The 26,754-nt window shown below is 30.5% G+C and carries 33 protein-coding genes, 1 pseudogene and 1 riboswitch; of the genes and pseudogenes, 6 read left to right on the top strand and 28 right to left on the bottom strand.

The window, feature by feature from the left end; genetic code table 11:
- Nucleotides 1-32: 32 nt before the first annotated feature.
- A complete protein-coding gene (locus ACTS9J_RS10570; RefSeq protein ID WP_225541534.1) occupies nt 33-242 on the bottom strand; it encodes a hypothetical protein in 210 nt (69 codons plus the stop codon).
- 149 nt (nt 243-391) lie between these two features.
- Between ACTS9J_RS10570 and ACTS9J_RS10575 the strand changes: the two genes are divergently transcribed.
- Nucleotides 392-811 carry a hypothetical protein gene (locus ACTS9J_RS10575; RefSeq protein WP_225541533.1) on the top strand — a complete coding sequence of 140 codons (420 nt, stop codon included), beginning with the start codon at nt 392-394 and terminating at the stop codon, nt 809-811.
- On the opposite strand, the gene ytxJ is transcribed toward ACTS9J_RS10575, so the two are convergent.
- The 4 genes from ytxJ to ACTS9J_RS10595 form a co-directional block, all read right to left on the bottom strand.
- Nucleotides 800-1,126 (bottom strand): bacillithiol system redox-active protein YtxJ, encoded by a 327-nt coding sequence (ytxJ, locus tag ACTS9J_RS10580; protein WP_286476323.1) that lies wholly within the window; start codon nt 1,124-1,126, stop codon nt 800-802. The genes ACTS9J_RS10575 and ytxJ overlap by 12 nt on opposite strands.
- 117 nt (nt 1,127-1,243) lie before the next feature.
- Nucleotides 1,244-2,230 carry a type II toxin-antitoxin system HipA family toxin gene (locus ACTS9J_RS10585; RefSeq protein WP_286476321.1) on the bottom strand — a complete coding sequence of 329 codons (987 nt, stop codon included), beginning with the start codon at nt 2,228-2,230 and terminating at the stop codon, nt 1,244-1,246.
- Between the two features lies 1 nt (nt 2,231).
- A complete protein-coding gene (locus ACTS9J_RS10590) occupies nt 2,232-2,552 on the bottom strand; it encodes a HipA N-terminal domain-containing protein (protein ID WP_219035451.1) in 321 nt (106 codons plus the stop codon).
- A complete protein-coding gene (locus tag ACTS9J_RS10595; protein WP_286476319.1) occupies nt 2,549-2,758 on the bottom strand; it encodes a helix-turn-helix transcriptional regulator in 210 nt (69 codons plus the stop codon). Before ACTS9J_RS10595 ends, ACTS9J_RS10590 begins: the two co-directional genes overlap by 4 nt.
- A gap of 386 nt (nt 2,759-3,144) precedes the next feature.
- Here ACTS9J_RS10595 and ACTS9J_RS10600 point away from each other — a divergent pair, with 386 nt between their 5' ends.
- Nucleotides 3,145-3,765 (top strand): DUF6088 family protein, encoded by a 621-nt coding sequence (locus tag ACTS9J_RS10600; RefSeq protein ID WP_448353216.1) that lies wholly within the window; start codon nt 3,145-3,147, stop codon nt 3,763-3,765.
- Between the two features lie 215 nt (nt 3,766-3,980).
- On the opposite strand, the gene ACTS9J_RS10605 is transcribed toward ACTS9J_RS10600, so the two are convergent.
- The 3 genes from ACTS9J_RS10605 to ACTS9J_RS10615 all read right to left on the bottom strand — a co-directional run bounded on the left by ACTS9J_RS10605 (nt 3,981) and on the right by ACTS9J_RS10615 (nt 5,979).
- Nucleotides 3,981-4,895, bottom strand: a complete 915-nt coding sequence (locus ACTS9J_RS10605) for an IS481 family transposase (protein WP_280046477.1) — start codon at nt 4,893-4,895, stop codon at nt 3,981-3,983.
- A gap of 109 nt (nt 4,896-5,004) precedes the next feature.
- The gene (locus tag ACTS9J_RS10610; protein WP_260392044.1) at nt 5,005-5,133 is read right to left on the bottom strand and encodes a hypothetical protein; all 129 of its coding nucleotides are present in this window, start codon (nt 5,131-5,133) and stop codon (nt 5,005-5,007) included.
- 3 nt (nt 5,134-5,136) lie between these two features.
- Nucleotides 5,137-5,979 (bottom strand): alpha/beta fold hydrolase, encoded by an 843-nt coding sequence (locus tag ACTS9J_RS10615; RefSeq protein WP_286496319.1) that lies wholly within the window; start codon nt 5,977-5,979, stop codon nt 5,137-5,139.
- 177 nt (nt 5,980-6,156) lie between these two features.
- Here ACTS9J_RS10615 and ACTS9J_RS10620 point away from each other — a divergent pair, with 177 nt between their 5' ends.
- From ACTS9J_RS10620 to ACTS9J_RS10630, 3 genes are all read left to right on the top strand, one after another.
- Nucleotides 6,157-7,371: an NAD(P)/FAD-dependent oxidoreductase gene (locus tag ACTS9J_RS10620; RefSeq protein ID WP_291049470.1), complete on the top strand. Its 1,215-nt coding sequence runs from the start codon at nt 6,157-6,159 to the stop codon at nt 7,369-7,371.
- 78 nt (nt 7,372-7,449) lie between these two features.
- Nucleotides 7,450-7,836 (top strand): DoxX family protein, encoded by a 387-nt coding sequence (locus tag ACTS9J_RS10625; RefSeq protein ID WP_115000510.1) that lies wholly within the window; start codon nt 7,450-7,452, stop codon nt 7,834-7,836.
- Nucleotides 7,837-7,951: 115 nt separating this feature from the next.
- Entirely contained in the window at nt 7,952-8,503 is a 552-nt protein-coding gene (locus ACTS9J_RS10630) for a ferritin (RefSeq protein WP_280046562.1), read from the top strand.
- A gap of 33 nt (nt 8,504-8,536) precedes the next feature.
- Here ACTS9J_RS10630 and ACTS9J_RS10635 read toward each other — a convergent pair whose 3' ends face one another.
- From ACTS9J_RS10635 to ACTS9J_RS10730, 20 genes and pseudogenes are all read right to left on the bottom strand, one after another.
- Nucleotides 8,537-9,130 (bottom strand): hypothetical protein, encoded by a 594-nt coding sequence (locus ACTS9J_RS10635; protein WP_291069958.1) that lies wholly within the window; start codon nt 9,128-9,130, stop codon nt 8,537-8,539.
- 195 nt (nt 9,131-9,325) lie between these two features.
- Nucleotides 9,326-10,321: an SDR family NAD(P)-dependent oxidoreductase gene (locus ACTS9J_RS10640; protein ID WP_286496329.1), complete on the bottom strand. Its 996-nt coding sequence runs from the start codon at nt 10,319-10,321 to the stop codon at nt 9,326-9,328.
- 77 nt (nt 10,322-10,398) lie between these two features.
- The gene (locus tag ACTS9J_RS10645; RefSeq protein WP_019976198.1) at nt 10,399-10,650 is read right to left on the bottom strand and encodes a GlsB/YeaQ/YmgE family stress response membrane protein; all 252 of its coding nucleotides are present in this window, start codon (nt 10,648-10,650) and stop codon (nt 10,399-10,401) included.
- Nucleotides 10,651-10,778: 128 nt separating this feature from the next.
- The gene (locus tag ACTS9J_RS10650) at nt 10,779-11,294 is read right to left on the bottom strand and encodes a pyridoxamine 5'-phosphate oxidase family protein (RefSeq protein ID WP_448353217.1); all 516 of its coding nucleotides are present in this window, start codon (nt 11,292-11,294) and stop codon (nt 10,779-10,781) included.
- A 276-nt stretch (nt 11,295-11,570) separates the two neighbouring features.
- Nucleotides 11,571-13,025, bottom strand: a complete 1,455-nt coding sequence (locus tag ACTS9J_RS10655; protein WP_448353218.1) for a catalase — start codon at nt 13,023-13,025, stop codon at nt 11,571-11,573.
- A 1-nt stretch (nt 13,026) separates the two neighbouring features.
- On the bottom strand, nt 13,027-13,695 hold the full coding sequence (locus ACTS9J_RS10660; protein ID WP_448353219.1) for a catalase: 669 nt from the start codon (nt 13,693-13,695) through the stop codon (nt 13,027-13,029).
- Nucleotides 13,696-13,921: 226 nt separating this feature from the next.
- A pseudogene (locus ACTS9J_RS10665) lies at nt 13,922-14,085 on the bottom strand (IS982 family transposase); the annotation flags it as partial.
- Between the two features lie 572 nt (nt 14,086-14,657).
- Nucleotides 14,658-15,686, bottom strand: coding sequence for a ferrochelatase (hemH, locus tag ACTS9J_RS10670; protein WP_291049451.1), 1,029 nt, complete (start codon nt 15,684-15,686; stop codon nt 14,658-14,660).
- A gap of 397 nt (nt 15,687-16,083) precedes the next feature.
- Nucleotides 16,084-17,382, bottom strand: a complete 1,299-nt coding sequence (locus tag ACTS9J_RS10675) for a cryptochrome/photolyase family protein (RefSeq protein WP_448353220.1) — start codon at nt 17,380-17,382, stop codon at nt 16,084-16,086.
- A complete protein-coding gene (locus ACTS9J_RS10680) occupies nt 17,372-17,935 on the bottom strand; it encodes a lipocalin family protein (protein WP_291049445.1) in 564 nt (187 codons plus the stop codon). The genes ACTS9J_RS10675 and ACTS9J_RS10680 overlap by 11 nt, the downstream gene beginning before the upstream one ends.
- The gene (locus tag ACTS9J_RS10685) at nt 17,919-18,620 is read right to left on the bottom strand and encodes a lycopene cyclase domain-containing protein (RefSeq protein WP_291049442.1); all 702 of its coding nucleotides are present in this window, start codon (nt 18,618-18,620) and stop codon (nt 17,919-17,921) included. The genes ACTS9J_RS10680 and ACTS9J_RS10685 overlap by 17 nt, the downstream gene beginning before the upstream one ends.
- Nucleotides 18,617-19,075, bottom strand: a complete 459-nt coding sequence (locus tag ACTS9J_RS10690; RefSeq protein WP_291049439.1) for a sterol desaturase family protein — start codon at nt 19,073-19,075, stop codon at nt 18,617-18,619. The genes ACTS9J_RS10685 and ACTS9J_RS10690 overlap by 4 nt, the downstream gene beginning before the upstream one ends.
- Before the next feature lie 4 nt (nt 19,076-19,079).
- Nucleotides 19,080-19,538, bottom strand: coding sequence for an SRPBCC family protein (locus tag ACTS9J_RS10695; RefSeq protein ID WP_448353221.1), 459 nt, complete (start codon nt 19,536-19,538; stop codon nt 19,080-19,082).
- A gap of 3 nt (nt 19,539-19,541) precedes the next feature.
- Nucleotides 19,542-20,000 carry a hypothetical protein gene (locus ACTS9J_RS10700; RefSeq protein ID WP_448353222.1) on the bottom strand — a complete coding sequence of 153 codons (459 nt, stop codon included), beginning with the start codon at nt 19,998-20,000 and terminating at the stop codon, nt 19,542-19,544.
- The gene (locus tag ACTS9J_RS10705) at nt 19,997-20,833 is read right to left on the bottom strand and encodes a phytoene/squalene synthase family protein (protein WP_448353223.1); all 837 of its coding nucleotides are present in this window, start codon (nt 20,831-20,833) and stop codon (nt 19,997-19,999) included. The genes ACTS9J_RS10700 and ACTS9J_RS10705 overlap by 4 nt, the downstream gene beginning before the upstream one ends.
- A 6-nt stretch (nt 20,834-20,839) precedes the next feature.
- Nucleotides 20,840-22,312, bottom strand: a complete 1,473-nt coding sequence (locus tag ACTS9J_RS10710; protein ID WP_448353224.1) for a phytoene desaturase family protein — start codon at nt 22,310-22,312, stop codon at nt 20,840-20,842.
- A gap of 9 nt (nt 22,313-22,321) precedes the next feature.
- Nucleotides 22,322-22,726 (bottom strand): hydroxyisourate hydrolase, encoded by a 405-nt coding sequence (gene uraH / locus ACTS9J_RS10715; protein ID WP_291049426.1) that lies wholly within the window; start codon nt 22,724-22,726, stop codon nt 22,322-22,324.
- A gap of 11 nt (nt 22,727-22,737) precedes the next feature.
- The gene (locus tag ACTS9J_RS10720) at nt 22,738-23,391 is read right to left on the bottom strand and encodes a MarR family winged helix-turn-helix transcriptional regulator (protein ID WP_448353225.1); all 654 of its coding nucleotides are present in this window, start codon (nt 23,389-23,391) and stop codon (nt 22,738-22,740) included.
- A gap of 790 nt (nt 23,392-24,181) precedes the next feature.
- Nucleotides 24,182-24,337: a hypothetical protein gene (locus tag ACTS9J_RS10725; protein WP_448353226.1), complete on the bottom strand. Its 156-nt coding sequence runs from the start codon at nt 24,335-24,337 to the stop codon at nt 24,182-24,184.
- A gap of 23 nt (nt 24,338-24,360) precedes the next feature.
- Nucleotides 24,361-25,275 (bottom strand): IS481 family transposase, encoded by a 915-nt coding sequence (locus tag ACTS9J_RS10730; protein ID WP_280046477.1) that lies wholly within the window; start codon nt 25,273-25,275, stop codon nt 24,361-24,363.
- 63 nt (nt 25,276-25,338) lie between these two features.
- A riboswitch (Fluoride riboswitch) is annotated at nt 25,339-25,407 on the top strand.
- Nucleotides 25,408-25,436: 29 nt separating this feature from the next.
- On the opposite strand from ACTS9J_RS10730, the gene ACTS9J_RS10735 reads away from it, so the two are divergent.
- Complete coding sequence (locus ACTS9J_RS10735) at nt 25,437-26,744, top strand: voltage-gated chloride channel family protein (RefSeq protein ID WP_448353227.1); 1,308 nt, start codon at nt 25,437-25,439, stop codon at nt 26,742-26,744.
- The last annotated feature ends 10 nt before the right edge of the window (nt 26,745-26,754 follow it).

The following is a 26,754-nucleotide window of genomic DNA, read 5'->3' on the forward strand; positions in this document are numbered from 1 at the left end:
AAACCTCATAAGATTTATTGATTTTTAAAAATCTACTCCTTCGGAATCTCCACGAACACAGCACCAATATATTCTTCTTTATACCCTTTTACTGTCATCATGTGTATAAATGGAAGTAAATCCAACTCAATTGAACTTCCATTAAAAGTTTCTTCTTTCAAATCTAAATTACCATTATAACTCAGGGTTTCTTTCACTTTTTTTAATTGTTCATCAGACAATTCAATTGTAATTATAGGCATATTTTCTTGTTTTTAATTTATATTACAAAGGTCATAAACCATCCCGCCAAAACAAGTCTTTTAGATATTTTTATAATTATTTTTTAGACTATCGTAATCTGATAGTTGTGTAGTCATAGGTTTGCTTCATAATTTTAAAATAGAAGATTATGAAATTAAAAGTTCATTATGAAGTCGAAACACTATTCGATCAAGAAACAAAAGAAGTAACAATTAATTCATTTTATAATGATGATCCGATTGTTGCTCGCGAAGAAGCTTTTTCGTTTTTAAGAAATTATATCAATGTTCTGAAAGAAGAAAATCAAGTAGAAGTTGAAACTAAATATTCGGGACCACGAAATCATGCCCAATTTAGATTTGATAGTCGTACCAAAAATTTCGATGATAATTTGAGTACATATTTTGTAAGTCATTTAGTGTTTAAAGACTCAAAGTTAAATAAGGGGTTAAAGATATATGTTGTCGTAGATGAAACTTTTTATACAGGTGAAGATTTTATTGATGAACACGAACGTAATTTAGTTTTCCTGTTAGGAAATCAAACCGAAGATTCTTTAATCGAATAAATCTAATTGTTTCTGAATTTCTTCATTTTTTATTTTACGATGTGATGCATTGTACACACATTTTCCATCTTTTATAATTAGGATTTGCGGTGATTCGTGCTGAACATTGTATCGTCGTTCAATCTCATTAGAGAGTGTTCTATACGTTAATAAATCTAAATAATTCAGTTCAAAATCGCTTTCTTTTACAATATCCCAAATAATATCACATAATCCACAAGTTGTACTGTGTTTATAAATAATTTTTGGTTGATTAAAAGATGCTTGATCAATTTGATCTAAATGATCTAAAGTTATAATATCTATTTTTTTCATTTTTGATTCTATTATTTCGCTTATAAAATTACGTTGAAAAGAAGGAATAACCTATTCCATTTTGCTTATAGGATAAATTATAAAAAATGTGCTAAGGAAATCTCCTTGTTCATTTTTTCAATCTATAACTATTCTCAGTTTCTTCAATCGACGCTGATAACTTTGCAAATAATTACGTTTTAATTTTTCTGATAAATACGATTTACCAATTAAATCTACCACTTGATCTTCCTTAGAAGATAGATTTTGAATGACTTTTATGATTGATTTTTCTGTCATTTTTGCATTCTCACCTAACAAAAATAATTGGTCTATTATTTTTCCTTTTGAAATTGATTTAGGTAATAATCCCTCTTTTAATGCAAAATCTGAATCGTCAATATGAATTTTAGTATTTAATAAATCATAAGCTGGACTTAATTTAAAATCGCCTTGTTGAGTTTCGATTAATGAAAAATTCTTTAAATGAGCATCTCCATTGGAAAACAGATAATTGAATACGATTAATGTATATAGCTTAGGCGCTTCTATTTTCCAAGCAGGTACATATTTTTTTAAAGCATCAAATAACTCCAAATAATTCCCCTCATATTTATATTGTTCTCCATCTGTCGCAGGTGATTTCCCTAATAAAGAAGCGAAATCCTCTACTGCTAATTTTTCACCATTTTCATTGTAATCAAAACGCTTCGTAAGATAAGCTGGACTTCCATCTTCAAAAAAAACTAATACATTTTCTGCTGTTTCAATTTTAAAAATTTGTTTAGCGATTTGCATCGTTAAATGTTCATTTGCTGGTGCAAATTCACTATTTTTAGGTAAATCAGATATCGGTTTCAGAATATATAGACCACTTTCAATTTCATTCGTTAATCGTAATTCATTACCATCAAGAATTAAAGAATATTTCTCTTGAAATCCTGAAATAGAAATATGTGTTTGATTTTGGTTAAAACTACTTTTATCCTTACGATCAGTTGGCGAAGTATAATTTAAAATTGGATCGACTTTTTTTCCATTAAACATCTTCTTTACTACAGTAGAACTGTAGGTATTAAAATTTTCTTTTAAAGAACCTGGGCAATTATTTAATTCTATTTTCATTTTACATTCTTTCTATTGTTACTGCACCTACTGTATCTACTTTCGATGCTTGTAATAATATTCCAAAAGCATCATCTTCATCAATCTTATATGTTTTACAAATCATTCGTTTATTTACACCTTCAGGTAATAGATGATAGAAAAAAGGAAATAATGATTCTGATTCGAATTCAATTTGATTTTTAGGCAATGTTAAACTGACTGATGGTTTAGAATCATCTGATAACCAATTTTCATTATAGATAAAATGAAAGCGACCATTATCCAATTGCGTTAGAACTCCTGCCCTTTCTCCTTTATATAAAATTTGAGCAATTCTCATGATTCAATTGTTTTAACCTCTAATTTAATTTCTAATCCTAAGGCATCACATAATTTTTGTAATGTTTCTAAGGTGGGATTACCTTTTCCACTTTCAAATTGTTTTAATGTTCGTAAACCTACACCCGAAATATCTGCTAATGATTCTTGTGTAATATCTAAAACTTTACGACGTTCTTTTATCTGTTCGATTAATAATAGTGTCATATAATGCACTTTTAATGTAAATTTAGAAAGAAATTAGATATAAAACAAGAAAAGTGCAATAAATTGCACTTTCTAAAGAGTGTTGCTCGTTTTTAGTCTAAAAGCATATAAATAGTGCAATATATTGCACTTAACAAATCTTAATTTGAAAACAGAGCTAAATAATGGGGATGTTAGATGGATTTGAAAAAGCTAACCCAAGCTATATTTGTAAACTTATAAACTTTAAAAAGACAGTGCATTTTTAAAGAAGTAGGTCAAAAAAACGTGAAAGATGAATTTGGGCGAAAGTTACAAGATATAGAATTACTATAATTACATTTTTAAAATTAAATTTTGTCACAAATTTTCACTAAATTTGTGACATAAAATTAACCAAAAACAAAATGAAATCAGCTAAAAATCAAATAGAAACAAAGATTTCAAAATCATCTTTTGGCGAAATATTTTTTTTAGATGATTTTTCAAAATATGGTTCTTCAGATAACATCCGTAAAGTTCTCTCTCGTTTAGAAAATGAAGGTTTAGTTGAGCGTTTAGCTCAAGGTATTTATCTTAAACCTAAAAAAGATCCGTTGTTAGGTACTATTTATCCCACAACTGAAGAAATTGCGAAACAAATCGCACAACGAGATAAGGCACGTATTTCTCCTACAGGAGTTTTGGCTTTATATTTATTAGGATTAGCAACTCAGGTTCCTTTAAAAGCTGTATATCTAACTGATGGATCACAACGCGAAATAAAAATAGGAAATCGTACCATTCAATTAAAAAAAACAGTTCCTAAAAGCTTTGCCATCAAAGATGAATTATTACACTTAATTGTTCAGGCTTTTAAAGAAATAGGTCAAAAAAACGTGACAGATGAATTCTTAATTCAAATACAACCTAACGTGCTACAATTAAATAATGAAGTCGTTCAAAAACAATTAAAGTACGTTCCTGTTTGGATTCAAAAACAAATTATTAATATCATTAAAGAGCAAAACAAATCAAGAATTATTTAATCAGTAATATTAAATTGTAATAATTAAGATTGATTCTTTTATCGGATATTGCTAATATTTCGTTAAAATATTAATACTTTTTGTACACCAATAGTACACCACACTCCCCTACACTATTGATAAATAAAGGCTTTTATACTTTCTGCATCTGGAAGTAACACTTATTAAAAATTATGTTATGTCGTACTTCATGACTTCGTAGACTTTAAATATAATTATTTTAGTTTTAATTTTAGTATTTCATAAGGAGTTTTTCCTTTAAAAGATCCATGTGGTCTATTGAAATTATAAAAATTTTCCCATTGTTCTAATTTTTGATTTAGATCAACATCATCAGTATAGCTTAAAAGTTGATAAAACTCTTTTTTATCAGTTAAATGAGATCGTTCAACTTTCCCATTTAACTGAGGCGTTCCTACTTTTATAAATCGGTGTCTCATTCCTAAATCTTGAACATGCCAATGAAATTTTGATTGAAATTCATGTCCGTTATCTGTTTGAATTGTATTAATTCTGAAAGGAAATTTATCTACAACATAATTTATGAAATCAATTGAACTTAATTGATTGTGCTTTTCATAGATTTTAAGCGCTCTAATTCGTGTAGCATCATCAATTGCTGTATATTGAAATCTCTTGATTTTATGGCCATTTGCATCTTGAAAAATTAGAAATTTAACATCAACCTGTACATGATGACCTGGTGTTTCTTTTTCATATCGAATACTATGCATAGCTCTTCTAGTTGCCTTTCTGTCTAATCGACCTACATTATTGCGTTTTAGAATACGATAAACACTTGATTCTGATATTAAAATATCATGATAACGTTCTAAATACCATTTAATTCGCCAAGTCCCTAATTTATGTTCTTTTCGAAGTTCTAATACTTTATTTACAATTTCTTGCTTGATTTGATTGGGAAATGTACGAGGAGTTGGTTTTTTTCTAAGTAAACCTTCTTCTCCATGTTCATCATATGCCTTTTTCCATTTATAAAATGTACTCTTTTTCACGCCAAAAAATTTATATGCTATAGAGTTATTTCCATATTCTTTGGCATATTTTAGAACTTGTAGTTTTTTACTATAAGTTAAATAAGCTGCTATTTCTTTTGTCTTTTTAATCATCATAAAGCTATATTAGTTTTTTACTAATTTAGTCTACGAGGATATGACTTACCCACAATGATTTACATCAAAATTCTGTTTGGATTGATTATCAACATTATTGTTTTGATCAAAAACTAAAACAACCTTCTACATAAGTTGGTATTTTTACTTTTCTAAAATTAAGCCAAGCATAGCAAAGTCCTCCTAAACCAGCAATTGCCAAACTAGAAACAATTGTTTTATTTACTTTTCCCATCTTCTACTCTTTTTTATGTTCGATATTTAACAAAAACTCAATCAAATCCATATTCAACTGTTCTTTATGAGTTATATTCAATCCATGCGGCGCATCGTCATACACAATGTAAGTCGATTTCGCGATCAATTTTGCAGCTTGATCTCCAGCTGTTTTAATTGGTACAGTTTGATCCTCTTTTCCATGAATAATTAATGTTGGAACATCTATCATTTTACATTCAGCTCTAAAATCTGTGTCCATCCAAGAGCGTGCAGCTCTCAAAGTTGCAATAGGTGAAGCATGCGAAGCAACCGAAAAATCAAAATCTAATTGTTCTTTGCTTACAGATTTTTTTAACAAGCCATGATTATAAAAACCTTTATGAAAACCTTCTAAAAATTCTAAACGATTTGTTTCAAGTTGATGAACAATCTGATCTAAGTCTTTTTGTGGAACGCCGTGTTCGTTATCATCAGTTTGTTTTACGAGTGGAATAATTGAACTGATCAATGCTATTTTCGAAATATTACTGTTTCCATAATTGGTAATATAACGCACAACTTCTCCTCCACCCATCGAAAAACCTACTAACACAACATTTTCCAATTGTAAATCATCAATCAAGGCATGTAAATCTTCAGCCAATGCATCATAATCGTAACGATCCCATGTCGCACAAGATTTTCCAAAACCTTTTCGATCATAGGCAATACAACGAAAACCAGCTTCTACAATTTTAGGAATTTGATATTCCCACGATTGTAAACTAAGCGGCCAACCATGAATCAAAATAACGGGTTGAGCAAGTTTATTACCGTAATCGATATAATTTAGTTTATAATCTTTTCGTTTTAATTTAGCCATAATAATATTTTTAAGTGGTTTATAAATAATAATCTAACTGATAGATTATGATCATATTCATCACAATCATTAAGCCAATTATGAAATATTAGCGATTTCTGTAATAAAAAAGTCAACAATCAAAATTTGGCTTGATTTTTTAGGTAACTAAATTTCAACTTAAACAAGTTCGCAACTATGGATTTACATTCTGGATTACCTTTTTGGATTGTTAAAAACGAATTTTTTGATTTATATTATCCTCTTCGAAATGATTTTAAAATAGATGTTGCTATAATTGGCTCCGGCATTACAGGAGCTTTAGTTGCGCACGAATTATGTGAAGCAGGTGTAGAATGCGCTCTTATCGATAAACGAACTATTTCTACAGGAAGTTCTGCAGCAAGTACTGCTCAATTGCAATATGAAATTGATACCCCGTTAAGTAAATTAGTAAATATTGTTCCCAAAAAAATTGCTATTGATGCTTATTTCAATTGCTTGGATTCTATTACAGATATAGAAAATATATTCAAAAAAACTAATATTGATGCTGATTTTACACGTGTTCCTACAGTTTTATTAGCGAGTAATCAGCAAGGTGTAAAATTGTTAGACGAAGAATATGCAATAAGAACAGAAGTCGGTTTGCCTGTGAAGTATTTAGATGCTAAGCAATTGAAAACTTACCAAAATATTGATGGAATTGCTGCATTGCAAAATGATACTTCTGCCCAGATGGATGCTTATAAAGGCGCTATCAATTTATTAAAGTATCATCAAGAAAAACATCAATTACAGATTTTTACCCATACAAAAGTGGAAAAAATAGACGAAAATAAGAACAATTGCGAACTATTGACCGAGCATGGACATACTATTTCGTGCAAATATGTAATTGTTGCTACTGGTTTTGAAGCAGGTCAATTTCTACCTAAAAAAGTAATGAATTTATTATCTACTTACGCAATTTGTTCGGCTCCCATTGATAAAAAAATGGTTTGGCCAAATCGTAGCTTAATATGGGAAACAGCAGAACCATATCTTTATATGCGAACAACAAAAGATAATCGATTGATCGTTGGTGGTGAAGATGAAGATTTTCAAAATCCTGATAAAAGAGATGATTTACTTCGAACAAAAATCAAAACTCTTGAACGTAAGTTTAGTCGATTATATCCAGAAATTGAATTCAATACCGAAATGGCTTGGTGCGGAACTTTTAGCTCCACAAATGATGGTTTACCTTATATGGGACCATGGAAAAAAGGTGATCGAACATTATTTGCATTAGGTTATGGAGGAAATGGAATTACATTTTCGATGGTTGCAGCTCAAGTTTTAAAAAATATCATTCTTAACCAAAAAGATAGTCGCTTAGAAACCTTTGGTTTTGATCGACCAACTAAATAATAAAAAAATAAATTTTATAACTACAATCAGAAAGAATATCTAATCTAATTGGATGGTAAATATTAAATAAATATAATTATGAAAAAGAAAACGAAACAAAATATAGCTCGTTATAGCCTAGGTGCTTTTTTAGTGGTAGCTGGTATTACCCATTTAACAATTGCGAGAAAAGAGTTTAAAGCTCAAGTTCCTAATTGGGTGCCCTTAGATAAAGATGATACTGTGGTATATTCAGGAGTGGTAGAAATTGTACTTGGTAGTTCAATTATATTAGTGTCGGACAAAAAGAAAGAACTTGTAGGTAAAGTTATTGCAGGATTTTTTGCTGCTGTATTCCCTGGAAATTGGGCACAATATAAAAATCATAGAAATGGATTTGGTCTAGATACGGATCAGAAGCGTTTAGCAAGACTATTTTTACAACCATTACTCATGCTTTGGGCAATCAAATCAACTCAAAAATAACCATATTCAATAGAGATCAATATATGAATACATCAATATTTTAGAAAATATTAATATGTAAATGATGTATTTGATTCGAAAATTCAACTTATTATTTATAAATAAAATCAACAAAATGAATACAACTAGAATTTCTAACACATTACAAAAAGCTCTAAATGATCAAATCACTTTAGAAGCCTTTTCTGCACAAATGTATTTGATGCTTGCTTGCTGGGCAGACGAAAATCAATTGGATGGAATCAAAAATTTTATGATGAAACACTCACAGGAAGAGCGTGTACATATGGCTAAAGTTATGGAATACGTACAAGAAAGAGGAGGAATTGTAAAAATTGAAGCTATACAAAAACCTGGTCCTGAACCAAAAAATGTATTAGAGTGTTTTCAAGCTGTTCTAAAACAAGAAATTGAAAATACAGAATCCATTTATAAAATTGTCAAAATGAGCATGGATGAAGAAGATTGGGCTACATGGAATTTCTTACAATGGTTGGTTGCTGAACAAAGAGAAGAAGAGAAATTAGCACTTGATTTATTAGACAAAGCTGAATTGGCAGGAGGAGCTAAAATGTCGGATGCAGCAAAATTTGAACTGAATAAAACAATTGGGACTACTGGACAAGATTTCCCTACTGCAGACCAAATCAACCCATTAGCAGAATAAATTAATTCTTGTAAAATCAAAAATCCCTTAATTTTAATAAAACTTAAGGGATTTTTGATTGCTAGAAAATAAAGAGAAAATATTAGGTATTTTCTTCATCACTGGATTATCAACCAAAGAAGGTAGCAACAAAATTATTTTTCCATCCAAATGCTTTTTGTCATCACGTAAATCTATTGTTTTGTACTCAGGTAATGTAACACCAACACTTTCGTAAGCCTCATTCAATTTTGCAATGGAATAATGGACATTTAACTCTCCAATACCCTCCAATGCTTTCATAATACGCTGCGATTTCCCTAAAGAATCCCCTATAAAGACCGAAGTTTTTCCTTTCGCTCTATTATGATCTACCCAATCACGTATGTTTTTTTCTTGTTCTGCCACAGAAAGCCAATTGTAAACAGGAAGACCGAAGGTACTTTCGGTAATGAATTCGTGGCATTTTACAGCTTCAAAAGCCGTAGAAAGCCCATCATCTTGCAATTTATAATCTCCAGAAATTACGCTTACATAACCTTTATACTCTATCCTAATTTGTGCTGAGCCGATTATGTGACCTGCAGAATGTAATGAAACTTTAACCCATTTATAGTTAGTTGTTCGCCATAACCAATACTTTCGCATTCGATATTTCTACCAATTCTTGAAAATAAAATAGGTTTAGTGAAATGATGACACAAATATTTTTTCATTCCACTTCGGGCGTGATCGGCATGTCCATGCGTGATAACTGCTAAATCTACAGGTCGCCAAGGATCAATATAAAACTTCCCTGGAATGCAATAAATACCTTTGGATGTGAATTTTAGCAGTTTCAAATTAATTTGTTTTTTTTGATTTATTTTTTAAATGTTTCGCTACAAAAAATCCTGCAGCGAATACTAGCGATGTTCCGATGATTTTTTGATTTGTTTTTGTTGGTACTGGAATAGCCATCTTTCCATAAACAGCATGTGGATCCGTAGAAGGTTGTAAAACATTACCTTCATCAGCCTTTCCTTTTTTCACCTTCATCATCAGCCTTAAAACACCTGTTGCTAAATTGGTAAAGGTTTCTGGAAAAGCTCCATGTGCAAGCTTTAACATAAATGATGTGGCGTCTGGAAAGGTATCATTTTTAGGTTTGTTTATTAAATTATATATCACCTTTGCGGTATCTTTAGGATCGGCTGCAAACGGAGGTATTTTAAAATCTAAACCTGAGAATTTAGCGGAATGCATATTTCCTGTAGATTGTTGAACTTGTGGATAAACGTTGCAAATATGAATTTCGGGATACACACTATATTCACTTTGTAAACCACTCATCAACCCTTTTATTCCTGTTTTAGTTGCCGAATATACCGAACTAAATGGAGCTGGCATATATCCTCCAATGGAAACATTATTAATTAAAATGCCTTGATTTTGTTCTTTAAAAACGGGTAAAACGTAGTACGCTCCGTGCATATACCCCATTAAATTGGTTTTGATTACTTGTTCGTTTATGTCCATAGGAATTTCCTCAAATTTTCCACTTGCCATAACACCTGCATTATTCACCCACACATCTATGCGTCCAAATTCTTTCAGAGCAAATTCAACTAAATCTTTTACTTCATTTGCATTAGAAACGTCAGTTGATTTATAAACCGCTTTTCCACCGAAAGCATTGCATTCTGAAACCGCCTTTTCTAAACCTTCTACACCTCGTGCTGCCAAAACCAATTGATATCCATTTTGAGCAAATAAGTGTGCTGTAGCTAAGCCAACACCACTAGAAGCGCCAGTAATTACCGCTGTTTTAGTAATTAAATCAATGACTGTATTTTTCATAATTATAAATAGTAATATTAAACAAAAAGTCTCAGCGCTCTGAGACTTTACAGTATTTTAATCGTTAATTAGACAGTCTATTTTTTCGAAATCATTCTATACACTGCTAGACATAAAACTGCTCCAGCAATTGCAACTAAAAAACTAGAAATATTAAATCCGCTTACATCGACACCTAAAAGCATCGATCCAAGCCACCCACCGACAACAGCTCCAATAATCCCAATAATTATTGTTACTATCCAACCACCTGGATCGTTACCAGGGTGTATTGCTTTTGCTATTGCTCCGGCTATAAGGCCGAAAATTATCCATGTTAGAATTCCCATAATGTGTGATTTTTAAATATTAATAAATTGCGTTAATAAAAATAATATTTCAAATGCAATGCCATAAATAGTTTGTTTCTGCATTTTTCTTTAATTAATTAACATTGTAGAAGACAATAATTTATTCTTTATAGTTTCAGTTCTCCTTCAATTCCTCCGTCTTCAATTGTACTTCCTGTAACGGCGACAAAAAGCATTTTCGACATGGCAATAAACTTATTGTCTTTGGTTTCGTAATAATACCCATCGTTTGGCGAAACTTTTATTAGACTGATATTAGGATCGTCTTTTCCATCAAACCAAGCATTTGCAAAATTGGTCCAATATTTATCAATTAAAGTTATATCTTTTGAAACACTGGCTTTTCCTTTAATAAAGATGTATTCGTATTTAGAATTATTTATAAAATACAGTTCTACATTAGGATTGGCTTCAATTTCATCATTTTTCAGTGAACGAACATCACTCAAAAACCAGAGGTTACCAGCCTCATCTACTTCTTGAAGAGCCATTGGTCTACTTGTAGTATTACCGCCAATATTGGTGGTAAAAAAGCAAGTTCGGGCAGTTTCAGCAATAGTTTTTATCTTTTCAATGGCTTTATTTCCGCTCAAATTTTCTGTCGGTGACTGTGCATTTCCCATAATTTTATTTTTTTATTTCTGAATTGTGATTAAAACAATTTTTCTCCTCATTGATATGAAAAGTAAAATTTGTACAAACTATAATGTCATTGCTATCAAAATGTTTTACAATGCCATTTTTTTCCATCGTTACAACCCAACACGAATTTTGATGCATACCATAATCAATTAAAAAATAGTATGACCTCTACCAATAGGGGTATCAACAAGTATTGTAGGACTAAGTTGTAATATCATTCGTCTAAATTTTATATTTACATCACGTTAAACATTTTATTATGAAGGAACCTTCCTTTCTTCTTCACGGTCCCAAATACGATGTAATTTCATTACTTGAATAAAATCCGCAATCCAATTCTCATTTTCATCTTCTAAAATCACTCCTCTATCAAGTTTAACAAATGAATTATCCATTAACGAACCTGCTCCTTTTGCAAATGCTAATATTTTACAATGTCTGTAAGAATCATTGATAAATTCATAGTAATCTGAATTCAATTTTAAAGATTCTATTGATTTGCCTGATGGTGTAAACACTGCATCATAACAAACAGATGGATCTGTAAGATAACTATGGGAAATCCTTTCTTTACTTCCTTCTTCATAAGTTAGCTCTCCAACTTTAGATGAAATTAATACCGCTTGAGCTCCCTCTTTTTCCAATGCTTTTTTTAATTGATCTACACTTTTTTTAGAAACACCATTATCCACTAAAAAGGCTACTTTTCTAGTTTTAATAGTTCCTTCACCTTCTTTAACTTTCATACTCAAAGCATCAGATGAATTTATTTCTTGTTTTTTAGGCTGTATAGGATAATTGGGATGATTTTGCCTTGCAAAACTTAATGTAAGTTCATCCAACTCTTTTGGAGGTTTAATACCAAGATTATCGCCTACTTTTTGCGCTAGAGTTTTATCAATTTGATAAAGTATAGCAACTTGTCTCTCTCTAATTTTTGGATCAGTTACCTTACTCAATTCAAAACTAAAAGCATCTATAATATGTTGTTTCTCTGGTTTGGATTGTGAATTAAAAAACAAAGTTGCTTGCGAGAAATGATCAGCAAAAGAATCAGATCTAGCCCTTACTTTCTTCCCTTCTACCTTTTGTTCATGAGATTGAAAACCTTCCTCTCCCTTTAACATTGCATGATATGGGCAACCAGAAGCTTTGCTGTTAGGAAAATAACTTACACCTCCTTTCAGTATATCAATTCTCCCTGTTCCATCTTTTTGATTATTATGCTTTTGGTTTAATGATCTATTAATAGGTATTTCATGGAAATTTGTTCCACCTAATCTATAATTCTGTGTATCCATATACGAAAAAATACGACCTTGCAATAAAGGATCATCAGATAAATCAATACCTGGGATAATTCTTCCAGGGTCAAAAGCCACTTGTTCAGTTTCAGCAAAAAAATTGTCGGGATTGCGGTTAAGGGTCATCGTTCCAATGATTTTTACAGGAACTAATTCTTCTGGAACCAATTTCGTAGCATCCAAGATATCAAAAGAATATTTTAATTCATCTTCTTCAGGAATTAGCTGAACACCTAAATCCCACTGCGGAAAATTTCCTTCATCAATAGCTTCCCATAGATCTAGACGGTGAAAGTCAGAATTAAATCCTGATATTTTTTGAGCTTCATTCCACGCAACAGAATGCACTCCTAATTTAGGTTTCCAATGGAATTTAACAAAAGTTGCTTTACCTTTCTCATTAATCAATTTAAATGTATGTACACCAAACCCCCTCCATCATTCTAAGGCTTCGAGGAATTGCTCGGTCAGACATCGCCCACATTATCATATGTGCAGATTCAGGCATTAATGAAATAAAATCCCAAAACGTATCGTGCGCTGAAGCAGCTTGGGGAATTTCTTTATCTGGCTCTGGCTTAACAGCATGTATTAAATCAGGGAAATTCATAGCATCTTGAATAAAAAATACAGGAATGTTATTTCCAACTAAATCATAATTACCATCTTCTGTATAAAATTTTACTGAAAATCCTCTAACATCCCTAGCTAAATCAGTAGAACCTTTGAAGCCTGCAACTGTTGAAAATCTAGTAAAAAGAGGTGTACTTATCCCCTTTTGTAAAAATTTCGCATGGGTAAATTCAGATATATCTTCATGAATCTCTAATATTCCATGTGCACCACTTCCACGTGCATGAACTACTCGTTCGGGAATACGCTCTCGATCGAAATGAGCCATTTTATCAAAAAAGATATGGTCTTGTTGTAGAGAAGGCCCTCTTTTTCCTAATTTTAATGTATTGTTATTATCATAAATAGACACACCATCATTAGTCGTCAATTTTTGATTCGAATTATCAATTGTAAATTGACTCATTTGTTCTGATTTAAGGTCTGATTTTTTTGATTTTTTCATATTTGATTTTTTCATATGCTAATATTAATTAATGAATTAGAAATGACGAATAGAACGTAATAAGAAAAAATAAAATCAACACAAAACTTATAGCTTTATTGTTATTTATTTATATTATACATAAATTTATTATGACATAAATCAATTAAAGTGCCATTTTTTCTTAAAATGATAATAAAGCATCTTTATAAAAACAATAAACTATTTAAAAAACCCCTTGTGAATTTTAAATAATTTGAGTTTTTAGATTTTTAATATTTCAATTAAAGTAATTTTATTAATGTACTGAATCACTATTAGTGTAGTAATTTTAGCTGGAATTCTGGTTTTAAACCTTTCAAAAGTCTTTGCATAATTGCGTCTAATCATAAACTGATCGCATAGTTGAGATTTATATCATTCAAAAAATGAATATCATAAACAGATGCGTGATTGATATCAATCCCCTGGAAAACACCAGCTAAATTTCAATAGATCACATGGATCATTTAAAGGAAAAACTCCATATGAAATACTGAAATCAATACTAAAATAATTATATTTATTGTCTACGAAGTGATGAAATACAACAATAATAACCCTGCATTAAAGTTTCTCCCATTCCATTTTGCCAGAAGTAAATAACAAACTATAAGAACAACAATAATAAACATTGTTCTTGAAACTATATACCAATTTGATATATAAATTTCTTTCGCTTTGCGCTTAGCAATTGTTTTGTAAAAAATGAAAATGGTTCTATTATAAATCCTTTATAACAGAACCATTCTTATATTAATATTTTTGATTTATATACACTTCTCTGTAAATAGCTAATCTTTTAAAAACATTTTAAGAATCTTATATGCAAAATTTAGATCTATTAGCTTAATAGCATACTAATAACTGATAGAATCACTTTTAACAATTAAAAGTCTATGTAGAATATTTGAATTTAATCTATAATTGTTAAATGTTTAAGATTATAATAAATAAAAATCATCTATTTTTTCTTCACATAAAGTTTTGATTACATGTATCCATGAATCATTATCATTTAGACAAGAAATATACTCATAAGCTTCTCCCCCATTATCAATAAATATTTCTTTTCCTTCCATTGCTATTTCCTCTAGAGTTTCCAAACAATCAGATACAAATGCAGGGCAAACAACTGCCAATTTTTTTATTCCTTTTGATGGTAAAACTTTTAAAGTAGAATCTGTATATGGCTCAATCCATTTATCTTTTCCTAGTCTAGATTGAAATGAAACAATTGTTTTTTCGCGAGATAAATTTAATTTTTCTATCACTTTTTTTGTTGTCTCAAAACATTGATGACGATAACAGAATTGATGACTTGGATTAAATTCTCTATCACAACAGTCACTTAAATTACAAGTCCTTGTAGGATCTGTTTTATAAATATGTCTTTCTGGGATACCGTGGTAAGAAAATAACAGCCCATCATAATCATTCGAAAACTTGTCTTTTATACTTTCAACAAGACAATCTATATATATATCTTTATTATAAAATGGTTCCACATAATTTATTTTAACAAATGGAAATTTTTCTTTTCTTACTTTTTCTGATTTCTCTACTACAGATTCTGTTGTACTCATAGCATATTGAGGATACAATGGAAATAGTACAATCTTATTGACTCCTTTCTCAACTAGTTTAGAAATTCCATTTTCTATACTAGGTTCAGCATATCTCATTCCTATTTCAACAGGAATATCAACAATATTTTGTAATTTATTTTTTATTTTTTCAGTAATGACTATTAAAGGAGATCCCGCATCTGTCCAAATTTTCTCATAAGCTTCTGCGGATTTTGATGGTCTTGTATTTAGAATTATTCCTTTTACTAAAAGTGTTCTTAAAATCCAATTATAGTCAATAACTCTTTCATCCATTAAAAACTCTCCAAGATATTCTTTTACGTCATTTACGGATGTAGATTTAGGTGATCCTAAATTAACTAATAATATTCCTTTTTTACTCAATTTATTTACTTTTATGGTTACTAATTTTTTTTAATAAATATTTTAAAAAAAATGTATAAATATGCACTCTATTTACAATTTAAATGAAATTTGTATATTAATGCATTACAACATTTACAAATCGGAAATATTTATAATTGTTTTATAACAATCAAAATACTCTTGTCCTTAAGTGTTTTTATTATTCATTATTTTTAATCTAAATCTTTGATAGAAAGTTTTTACAAACCTCACTTTTACTAAAGACAATAAGGTGCTTAATTGAATCCAGCTTGAAATTTCAGTATGGATGTAGATACCTTGTAGTGAAGTTTTGATATTAATTCTTCAAAAGCAGAAAATGTGGAAAAATATATTATAATCGTTTAATATTTTAAATCATTATTATTCTTTCATTTTACTTCTTGAATGCTTCGTTAAAAATGCTTAAAACTCTGTTTCGAGCAAAATTATGAGCAACTATAGGAGAAGGATAATCATCAGTTTCAAATTCTGATACCCACTTTTTAATGTAAAGAGATTCTTTATCAAATTTCTCTGTCTGAAGAGTTGGATTAAAGACTCTGAAATAAGGTGCCGCATCGCATCCTGATCCAGCAACCCATTGCCAATTACCATTATTTGCAGACAAATCATAATCGTTTAGTTTTGATGCAAAATAAGCCTCTCCCCAACGCCAATCTATGAGTAAATGTTTGCATAAAAAACTTGCTGTTATCATTCTTACTCTATTATGCATAAAACCAGTTTGATTAAGCTCTCTCATTCCTGCATCTACAATAGGATAACCTGTTTTCCCATCGCACCATAGCTTAAATTCCTGCTCATTATTCCTCCACTTAATAGCATTATACTTAGCCTTAAAAGGTTGGTGAACAACATATGGAAAATGATAGAGTATTTGCATAAAAAATTCTCTCCAAATTAATTCATTTAGCCATGTTTCATTTAGCTCTATCGCTAACGCAACACATTTTCGTACACTAATCGTTCCAAATCTTAGAGCTATACCTAATTGGGTCGTACATTGTAAAGCAGGATGATCCCTATATTTATGGTAATTTTGAATAATTTCCTTATCTAGCTTTGGCTGTTTGAATAAAATTGATGTTTTTAAAAAACCAATTTCTTTCAGTGAAAGAATCGTTTTGAATTCTGTTTTCAAAAATTTACTGTAATCAGGCTTATAACATTTATAATCTTCTGTTTTCAAAATTTGTTTCCATTTTTTTGCATACGGCGTATATACTGTATAAGGAGAACTATCTTTCTTTAAAATATCTTTCTTGTCAAAAATTACCTGATCTTTAAATGCTTTAAACGAAATGTTATATAACTTAAAATAATTGTAAATCGAAGTATCTCTTTTAATTGTCAAAGGTTCATAATCACGATTACAAAATATAGAATGAATAGCAAACTCTGTAGAAAGTTGCTGAAAAATTTTGAAAGGATCACCATAATATACATGGAGACTTGTCCCAAAGGATTTTAATTGATCATTAATATTTTGAAGCGCTTGATGAATATAATCCACCCTCCTATCTTTCTTATCATCCAGTTGTCGTAGAATACCTTCATCAAAAATAAAAATAGGTAACACAGGAATTCCAGATGAAAGAGCGTGGTACAGCCCAACATTATCTTCTAAACGAAGATCTCTTCGAAACCAAAAAATGGAAATTTTATTTTTCATTTAAAAATGGATTATCATTTCGATTATGTTCTACCCAAATCAAATTGGATATATCATAACCAATTTCTGAAGCTAATGCAAGAAAGTTTGTTTTAATATTATCTGGAATATCTTTCGTCCTAGATAAAATCCATAAGTAATTTAGATTTTTACCGATAACCAAAGCATATTGATAGTTTTCATCCAACGCAATTACGTTATAACCAGCATAAAAAGGACCAAAAAAACTTACTTTTAGCTTTCCTATTTGCTCATTCTCTCTAAATTTTGCTTTTCCTATTACTTGCTTCCATGCTTGCTTTTCCTTATTAAATCCGCTATTGAAAACCTTGAGATTCCCTTTTTTATCAAGACTATAATAAGCAGAAACATTGTCCAAGTTTTTCTCGAAGCGAAAATCTAAACGAGCGATTTCATACCAAGTACCTAAATATCGATCAACTTCAAAATTTCGAACAGCTTCTGCCTTTTTAGGAATAGAGGAACATGAATTGGAAAATATTAACAATCCTATACATGCTATTTTCAATAGTATTTTATTTTTTACTTTCATGAGATTTTGATTTAAATTGTTTAAAAAAATAAAGTACTAAAAGAAATTGCGTATATCCATACACAGCATCTTCTATTGGAATAGTTCCCATTCTGATTCCCAAAAAATCATCAGGATTGTAATTTACAATTGGCGACTCTAATCCTGTACCTGTTAGAATACCATTTACAGGAAAAAAACCAAGCATAAGAATAGTGAAAACAAACGAAGCTTTTCCTATCCAATCTACACGACGAACAAAATGTAAGTAGAATAAAACAACAAATGTTATAACAGCTGTTAATAGGGTATAAATTCTATCATAATATAGTAAAGCGACGATTGAACAAACAATCAAACTAAAAAAAACAATCAGGTTATTAAAACTCGAAAGCCAATCTAATTTAAAAAATTTATCAAAACAGAAATAGGTAAATACACATGAAAACGGAATACAAATAAAAAATAACCACTCTTCTATGGGTAAGCCTCCTATTACAAAACCAAGTGTATAATCAGTATTAAACCACCATACACCCAAAGATGTAAACCAAATATCCCATGCTATAAATGGAATAGCTACTACACATGCAGCTTTTATAAATGAACCAAAATGACGGTTAAAAAGAATACGAGAGTCAAAGGATGATATGAAACAAATGATTATTGTAAAAAATAAAATCAAAATATACGTATATGACATCATTTTTGTGCAGAATTAAAATACATTTTAAAATATTTGAAAGGAACATAAAGAAATCCAAAACATTCTCCATTTTCTTTACTAAGGTGTTTATGATGTTGTTTATGAGCCCTACGAAGAGCAAGAAAATACGGATTCTTTATTCGCTTAAAATAATTCAGTCGTTGATGAATAAAAACATCATGCACAAAAAAATACGCCATACCATAAAGCATAATTCCTACCCCAACAAAAAATAAGTAATTATAACTATTGAGCGAACCAAAATACATCAAAGCAATAGTCGGAATCGCAAATATCACAAAAAAATAATCGTTTTTTTCAACTGATCCTTTATGGCTATGGTCATGATGATCTTTGTGGAGAAACCATAAAAATCCATGCATCACATATTTATGAATAAACCATGTAACAGGCTCCATAAGCACAAATACTAGCAACACCAAAAATAAATTCATACACCTACTTATTAAATAATTTCTTTAATACGTGCTGACGATAATCAAAAATATTATTCAACTTTTTTTTCACCAAAAGAAAATGAACAATATTTCCAAAAATTCCAAAAGGAAGCTCATATTCTACTGTATCTTTCATGAAAACTCCATTTTCATTAGGAATAAATTCATGAAAATGTTTCCAATATTTATATGGTCCTTTTTGTTGAAAATCTGTAAAACTTTGCTGTTGCTCTACTTGAACAATTTTTGTCTGCCATTTTAGAGGAATACCTAATAGTGGTGAAACGGTATAATCGATGAGCATACCTTCAAAAATTGGCTGATCCTGATCTTCTGACAAAACTGTAAAAGCCATATCTTTAGGTGTAATTTCCGAAAGATTCATTGGAGAAGAAAAAAATTGCCAAGCTGTATCAATATCACAATACAACTGTTGTTCTCTATACAAACGGTACTTCATCACTTATTCGTTTAAAATTTTTTCAATATTTCTACGCAAATTTATAGACGTTATTTTACGCCTGTTTTCTGATAAAATTTGCGTATCTTCTTCAACCTTTGAATAGTAGTTCAAAAATGAGGGTGCGTTTTTTTGTACTGATAATCTAATAAACCTCAATTCTAAATTTTCAGGTTCTATACGTATAGCCTCCTCTATATTCTTTTTACCTTTATTAAAAGTTTTAAGCTTATTTAATGGATGAGACACATGTTTGGAATTAATTGTTTGAGCACCACCTAAATAACCCAAATAAATAGCAGATTTATTTTTTATATCGTCCAATTCAACTATTACATTTGCACATAATTCTTTGTCATTAGATAACTTAGCATAATTAGCCCTTAGCTCTTCTAGAACTACCTCAGTGTGATTTATAAAACCTAAAAATCCCACCATGAGAAACCCTAACATTTTAATCATAACCAAGCAGCTTTATATCTTATGTAACTTTTAAACGCAACAAAAGCTTTTTCAGAATTAGCTATTCTAATTCTTCCATTTAAAATTTCTTTGGATGATTTTTTTTTGATCTTCTTAAACAAAGAAAGATAATATTTGTAAGCAAGATAAACACCAAAAATTGAAGAAGCTGGAAGTTTTTTAATCCCAATCAACGCTTCATCAAATTCTTCTTCTATTTCTTTTTCAATTGCGTATTTTATCTTATTATCAAAACCACTTATATCCACATTCGGAAAATAAGTTCTTCCCAAAATATGATAGTCCTCTTTCAAATCTCGAAGAAAATTAATTTTCTGAAAAGCAGAGCCCAATTTCATCGCATAAGGTTTTAATTCTGCATACTTATCTTTATTACCATCTGTAAAAACCTGTAAACACATGAGTCCTACTACCTCAGCAGAACCTAAAATATAGGTTTTGTATAAGTCCGAGTCATATTCTATTTGTTGCAAGTCCATTTCCATACTACTCAAAAACTGATCGATAAGCTCTTTATCAATCTTATAATTATTTACAGTCTCTTGAAATGATTGTAAGATGGGGTTAAGCGATATCCTCTCATTTAATGCATGTAAAGTTTCTTTTCTCAATCTTTTTAAAAGCTTCTCTTTGTTATATCCATGAAAACTATCTACGATTTCATCTGCCAACCTTACATAACCATAAATCGCATAAATAGCCGATCGAATAGAAGGTTTTAAGGCAAGAATACCCAAAGAAAAACTTGTGCTATATTTTTGAGTTGTCATCTTACTCACCGAATAAGAAAGCTCATCAAATAATTGTTTCATACGGATTTAATTTTTTATTTTGTTGATCTCATTGGCCACTATTTTACCAGATATAATAGAGGGAGGAACACCTGGTCCAGGAACAGTTAACTGACCAGTATAAAATAAATTCTTTAGCTTTTTATTTCTTATTTTAGGTTTTAGTACTGCTGTTTGATTAAGTGTATTAGCTAACCCATAAGCATTACCACCATAAGCATTATAATCGGACACAAAATCTCTGACACAATAACTTTTTTTAAAGTCAATTTTAGACTGTAAATCTTGAGTACCTGTATGCTTTTCTAATCGCAAGAGCATTTCCGTTAAATACTTCTGACGTACAAATTCACTGTCATTTATTCCTGTAGCAATCGGCATTAGTAAAAACAAATTTTCTTTACCATTAGGTGCTACTGAATGATCTGTTTTTGAGGAACAACAAGCATAGAACAAAGGTTTTTCAGGCCATCTTTTATCTTCGTATATACTATCTATATGCAGATCTAAGTCATGTTCAAAGAATAGTGTATGATGTTTTAAATGCGGAATGGTTTCGTTAAAACCTAGATAAAAAATCAGACAAGATGGTGCAAAAGTCCTTTCTCTCCAATAATCAGCGGTATAATTTCTGTACTCTTCGTTCAAAAGTGTTTCAGTATGATGATAATCAGAAGAAGCAATTACTTCATCAAATTCATGGATTTTACCATTTATAAGAAGCGAACTTACTTTTTGATTTTTTACATTTATTTTTTCAACATTCGAATTAAAATGAAAGTTCGCCCCTTGTTCTTCTGCTACTTTTTTCATTGCTAATACCAGTTGGTAAAAACCTCCTTTAGGATAATAAGTACCTAGTACATAACCGCCATAATTCATCAAACTATACAAGGCTGGAATCTTTTCAGGAGATGCGCCCAAAAATATAACTGGGAACTCCATCAAAGCTCTCAATTTCTTATCTTTAAAATATCGTGCAACATATGCTCTGAAATTAGAAAGTAAATCCAATTTCAAAGCATTTTTAGCAATTTTAATAGATACAAATTCAGTCCAATTAGTACAAGGTTTATGTACAAAATCCTTCATTCCTACTTCATATTTAAATTTGGCAGATTTCATAAAGTTTTCTAATTGAAAACTAGCTCCTTTCTCTATTTTTTCGAAGGTTTCTTTTAGTGCTTCAAAATTTTCAGGTACATCTAATTTTTCGTTAGAAAAAATCATCTCAAATTGAGGATTTAACGATATCAATTCAAAAAAGGAAGAAGTGGCATAACCAAAATCCTCAAAGAAATCTTGTATAACATCTGGCATCCAATACCAACTAGGTCCCATATCAAATACATAACCTTCTTCTGTTTTTAATTGTCTTGCTCTTCCGCCTGGCTGATTATGTTTCTCAAATACATGTACTTCATGTCCTTCTTTTGCTGTATAAGCAGCAGCTGATAAACCAGAAAATCCAGATCCAATAATGGCTATTCTTTTTTTCATATCTCGTTTTTAACTTCCTTTATATGTAGAATAACCATAAGGAGATACAGTCAATGGTACATGAAAATGCTTATTCCCTTTAATACGAAAAACAATCTCGATAAAAGGATAAAATGTTTGCAATTTTTTACTATCAAAATAAGATTGAATATGAAATACGAGTTTATAAACACCGTCATTATTCTGACCATAAGGTAAAAAATTCCCTATTCTACCATCTTTATCTGTTATTTGTGTACTTACCTTTGTCCACGAATTGTCCACATTCATTTTCTCTAATGTAACTGAAACAGATGGTGCAGGTTCTCCTGTAGAGTTATCTAAAATATGGCTGGACAATTGATACGTTTTCGTTTGCGAAAAACAAAACAACGAACAACAGATAAGTAGAAAGAAAAATATACTCTTTTTCATACTAGTTGTATTTAATTAATATGTTTGTAAGCCTCTTTTAATAGAGATTCTGTTTCAAAATTCTTTTCATAGATTGCTTGATGAAATTCTTCGAGTTTATGAAGTAGATTTATTAATTCCATTTTTTCAACATAAGTTAAATTACCTGCTACAATTTGTGTCGCAAGCCTAATTTTATCCATTTGTTCTTCAAGAACTTCTAAACCTACTGAACTAATTTGAATAACTTTACTTCTTTTATCCAGCTCAGATGAAGCTTGATCTACCCAACCTTTAGCAATTAGTCGATTTATAATTTGCATCCCTACTGGTTTTTCATGCACATTTTTCTTTATCAAATCCATTTTTGTCATCTCCCCAAATGCCTTTAAATTGATTAAGTAAATAAAATCTTCTTGAGATGAAAAATCCGATCCTATAATAGCAGATTTTGAATAACTTTTCGCATACCTATTCATATGAACAAGTAATGTACTTATAACACTTTCAGGCGATCTCATTTTCTCTTTTTCGATCCAATGAGGAACATCACAAGAACTTTCTAGATGATTATTTAAAATAATCCACTTTTTAAAATCATCAATAGAAGCATTAGCATTACACGTATTTTCTTTTTCAAACTCTTCTATTAAATCAACTACATCTTTGATTAATTGGAAATTCATATATAATATTTAGTTTACAAATATACTATTTTAAAACAAATAAAGAATATTATTATACTATATATTAAAAATAATATCCGAGCTTATTAAAAAACAATGTAATTTTATAAGTATAATTCTAACTTATCAATACTTCGGCAGACTCGTCACAAGCAAGACTTGGCTGTAAACCTCTCTACTAAAAATATTCTCATTTCACTAAAGATTTTAAAAACGCTACGGGCTAAAACCTTTTTAACGTTATTCAAACATTTTCTTAACGTGAGAGTATTAATGCCGGTTTCTTCATCCTCTTTTCTAATTCAAATTCGTTGTCATTTCGATTCTAAATCGTTGGGTTTTTATAATTCGTTATTTATCGTCTAAGTCTTCGATACAACGTTTTGCAAACGCCACTCTGACTGACGATAATAAGAAGCTGAACTGAATTCAGCTTGACAATTTGGTTTTTTATTTAAAAACAATTTGATTGATGTCATTCTAAGCCTGCCAAAGAATCTCTTCTTTTCATTTTTATTCATGAGTTACTAATTGTTTTTAAATGAATTCATATACCCTTCGGGGAAGTCTTGACACAAAAACGAAACAAAAAAGATGCCGACAGTAGTCTCTCAATGATTCAACTAAATAAATTATTTCCATAAAGTTGATAACTCACTTCGTTCAGACACCTCAACTTTTTTTATTCCAATAATTTAGAATTGAATTGCATTTCGATCCTAAATCGTCGGATTTTTATCATTCTTTTTTAATATTCAAATTCACTTTTAACAACGGGTTTTGTCATTCGTTATTTATCTTCTAAGTCTTCGATACAACGTTTTGCAAACGCCCACTCTGACTGACGATAATAAGAAGCTGAAATCAAATCAGCTTGACGATTTGGTTTTTTATTTAAAAACAATTTGATTGATGTCATTCTAAGCCTGCCAATGTCGTACTTCATGACTTCGTAGACTTTAAATATAATTATTTTAGTTTTAATTTTAGTATTTCATAAGGAGTTTTTCCTTTAAAAGATCCATGTGGTCTATTGAAATTATAAAAATTTTCCCATTGTTCTAATTTTTGATTTAGATCAACATCATCAGTATAGCTTAAAAGTTGATAAAACTCTTTTTTATCAGTTAAATGAGATCGTTCAACTTTCCCATTTAACTGAGGCGTTCCTACTTTTATAAATCGGTGTCTCATTCCTAAATCTTGAACATGCCAATGAAATTTTGATTGAAATTCATGTCCGTTATCTGTTTGAATTGTATTAATTCTGAAAGGAAATTTATCTACAACATAATTTATGAAATCAATTGAACTTAATTGATTGTGCTTTTCATAGATTTTAAGCGCTCTAATTCGTGTAGCATCATCAATTGCTGTATATTGAAATCTCTTGATTTTATGGCCATTTGCATCTTGAAAAATTAGAAATTTAACATCAACCTGTACATGATGACCTGGTGTTTCTTTTTCATATCGAATACTATGCATAGCTCTTCTAGTTGCCTTTCTGTCTAATCGACCTACATTATTGCGTTTTAGAATACGATAAACACTTGATTCTGATATTAAAATATCATGATAACGTTCTAAATACCATTTAATTCGCCAAGTCCCTAATTTATGTTCTTTTCGAAGTTCTAATACTTTATTTACAATTTCTTGCTTGATTTGATTGGGAAATGTACGAGGAGTTGGTTTTTTTCTAAGTAAACCTTCTTCTCCATGTTCATCATATGCCTTTTTCCATTTATAAAATGTACTCTTTTTCACGCCAAAAAATTTATATGCTATAGAGTTATTTCCATATTCTTTGGCATATTTTAGAACTTGTAGTTTTTTACTATAAGTTAAATAAGCTGCTATTTCTTTTGTCTTTTTAATCATCATAAAGCTATATTAGTTTTTTACTAATTTAGTCTACGAGGATATGACGTACCCACAGTAGCAGACGAAAAAGGAAATGGTGTTCTTCCTTACCCAACCGCTATAAAAAAAGCTGATGACGCCTGATTAAGTTAAGTGTTTAACATTTAATCAGGTAGTTTATGCAGACAAAACAAAAAAAATCATTCAGCAAAAAAATCAATTTACAACTTTGGTCGTTGTTTAGACGTTATCCAACTATTCCTTACATCCTCAAATGGACATTCATTTGCTTATTTATCGGACTTTGTGTTGGTAGTGCTTCCGCAGGTTTTCTTCAATCATTGGATTGGGTTACGAATTATCGGGAAAATCATTTATGGTTAATTGCATTGTTGCCTATTGGTGGTTTTTTCATTGGCTTACTTTATTATTATTTGGGCAAAGACATTAAACCAGGAAACAATTTACTTCTTGATACCATTCACGACCCTAAACAAATTATTCCCTTCCGTATGGCTCCGTTTGTTTATATCGGAACCGTGGTAACACATTTATTCGGTGGTTCGGCAGGGCGTGAGGGAACAGCTCTACAAATGGCGGGTGCAATTGCCGACCAATTCAGTAAACCTTTCCGACTTTCTGAAAGCGAGCGAAAAATTTTAATCATTTCAGCCATTTCCGCAGGTTTTGGGTCTGTATTTGGTACACCATTGGCAGGTGCAATTTTCGGTTTAGAAGTGTTTTTAATCGGACGATTAAAATACGATGCTATTTTACCCGCATTTGCAGCCGCTATTTTCGCAGACTTAGTTACGAAACTTTGGCAAACACACCATACTCATTACTACATCAATTTTGTTCCCGACATCTCTTTTTTAAATATCATTTACGCAATCATTGCAGGAATTATTTTTGGATTATGCTCAGCAACATTTAGTAAAACAATACATAAGGCAAGTTCTATTTTCAAATCAAAAATTGAGTATCCACCTTTCCGACCTTTGATAGGCGGTGTTATTGTTGCTCTTGCAGTTTGGGCAATAGGCACAACAAAATACATTGGCTTAGGTATTCCTACAATTGTTCAGTCCTTTGAAGAACAATTACCTATGTATGATTTTGCCTTGAAAATGATTTTTACCATCATCACATTGGCAGCAAGTTTTAAAGGTGGAGAAGTTACTCCACTGTTTTTCATTGGGGCAACTTTAGGTAACGCATTAAGTTATTTCATTCCATTGCCAACAGCACTTTTAGCAGGAATGGGATTTGTTGCCGTTTTTGCAGGAGCAACGAATACGCCATTAGCTTGTAGCATTATGGCAATTGAACTTTTTGGTGCTGATTGCGGAGTGTATGTTGCAATTGCTTGTGTAGTTGCATATTTAGTTTCAGGACATAACAGCATTTACAACAAACAAATGGTTGGCGAACCAAAGCACAAAAGATTTTCGAACCACGAAGGAAAAAGATTAAATGAACTTTAAAATTGTGAAT

It is taken from the genome of Empedobacter sp. ULE_I140, assembly GCF_053482575.1.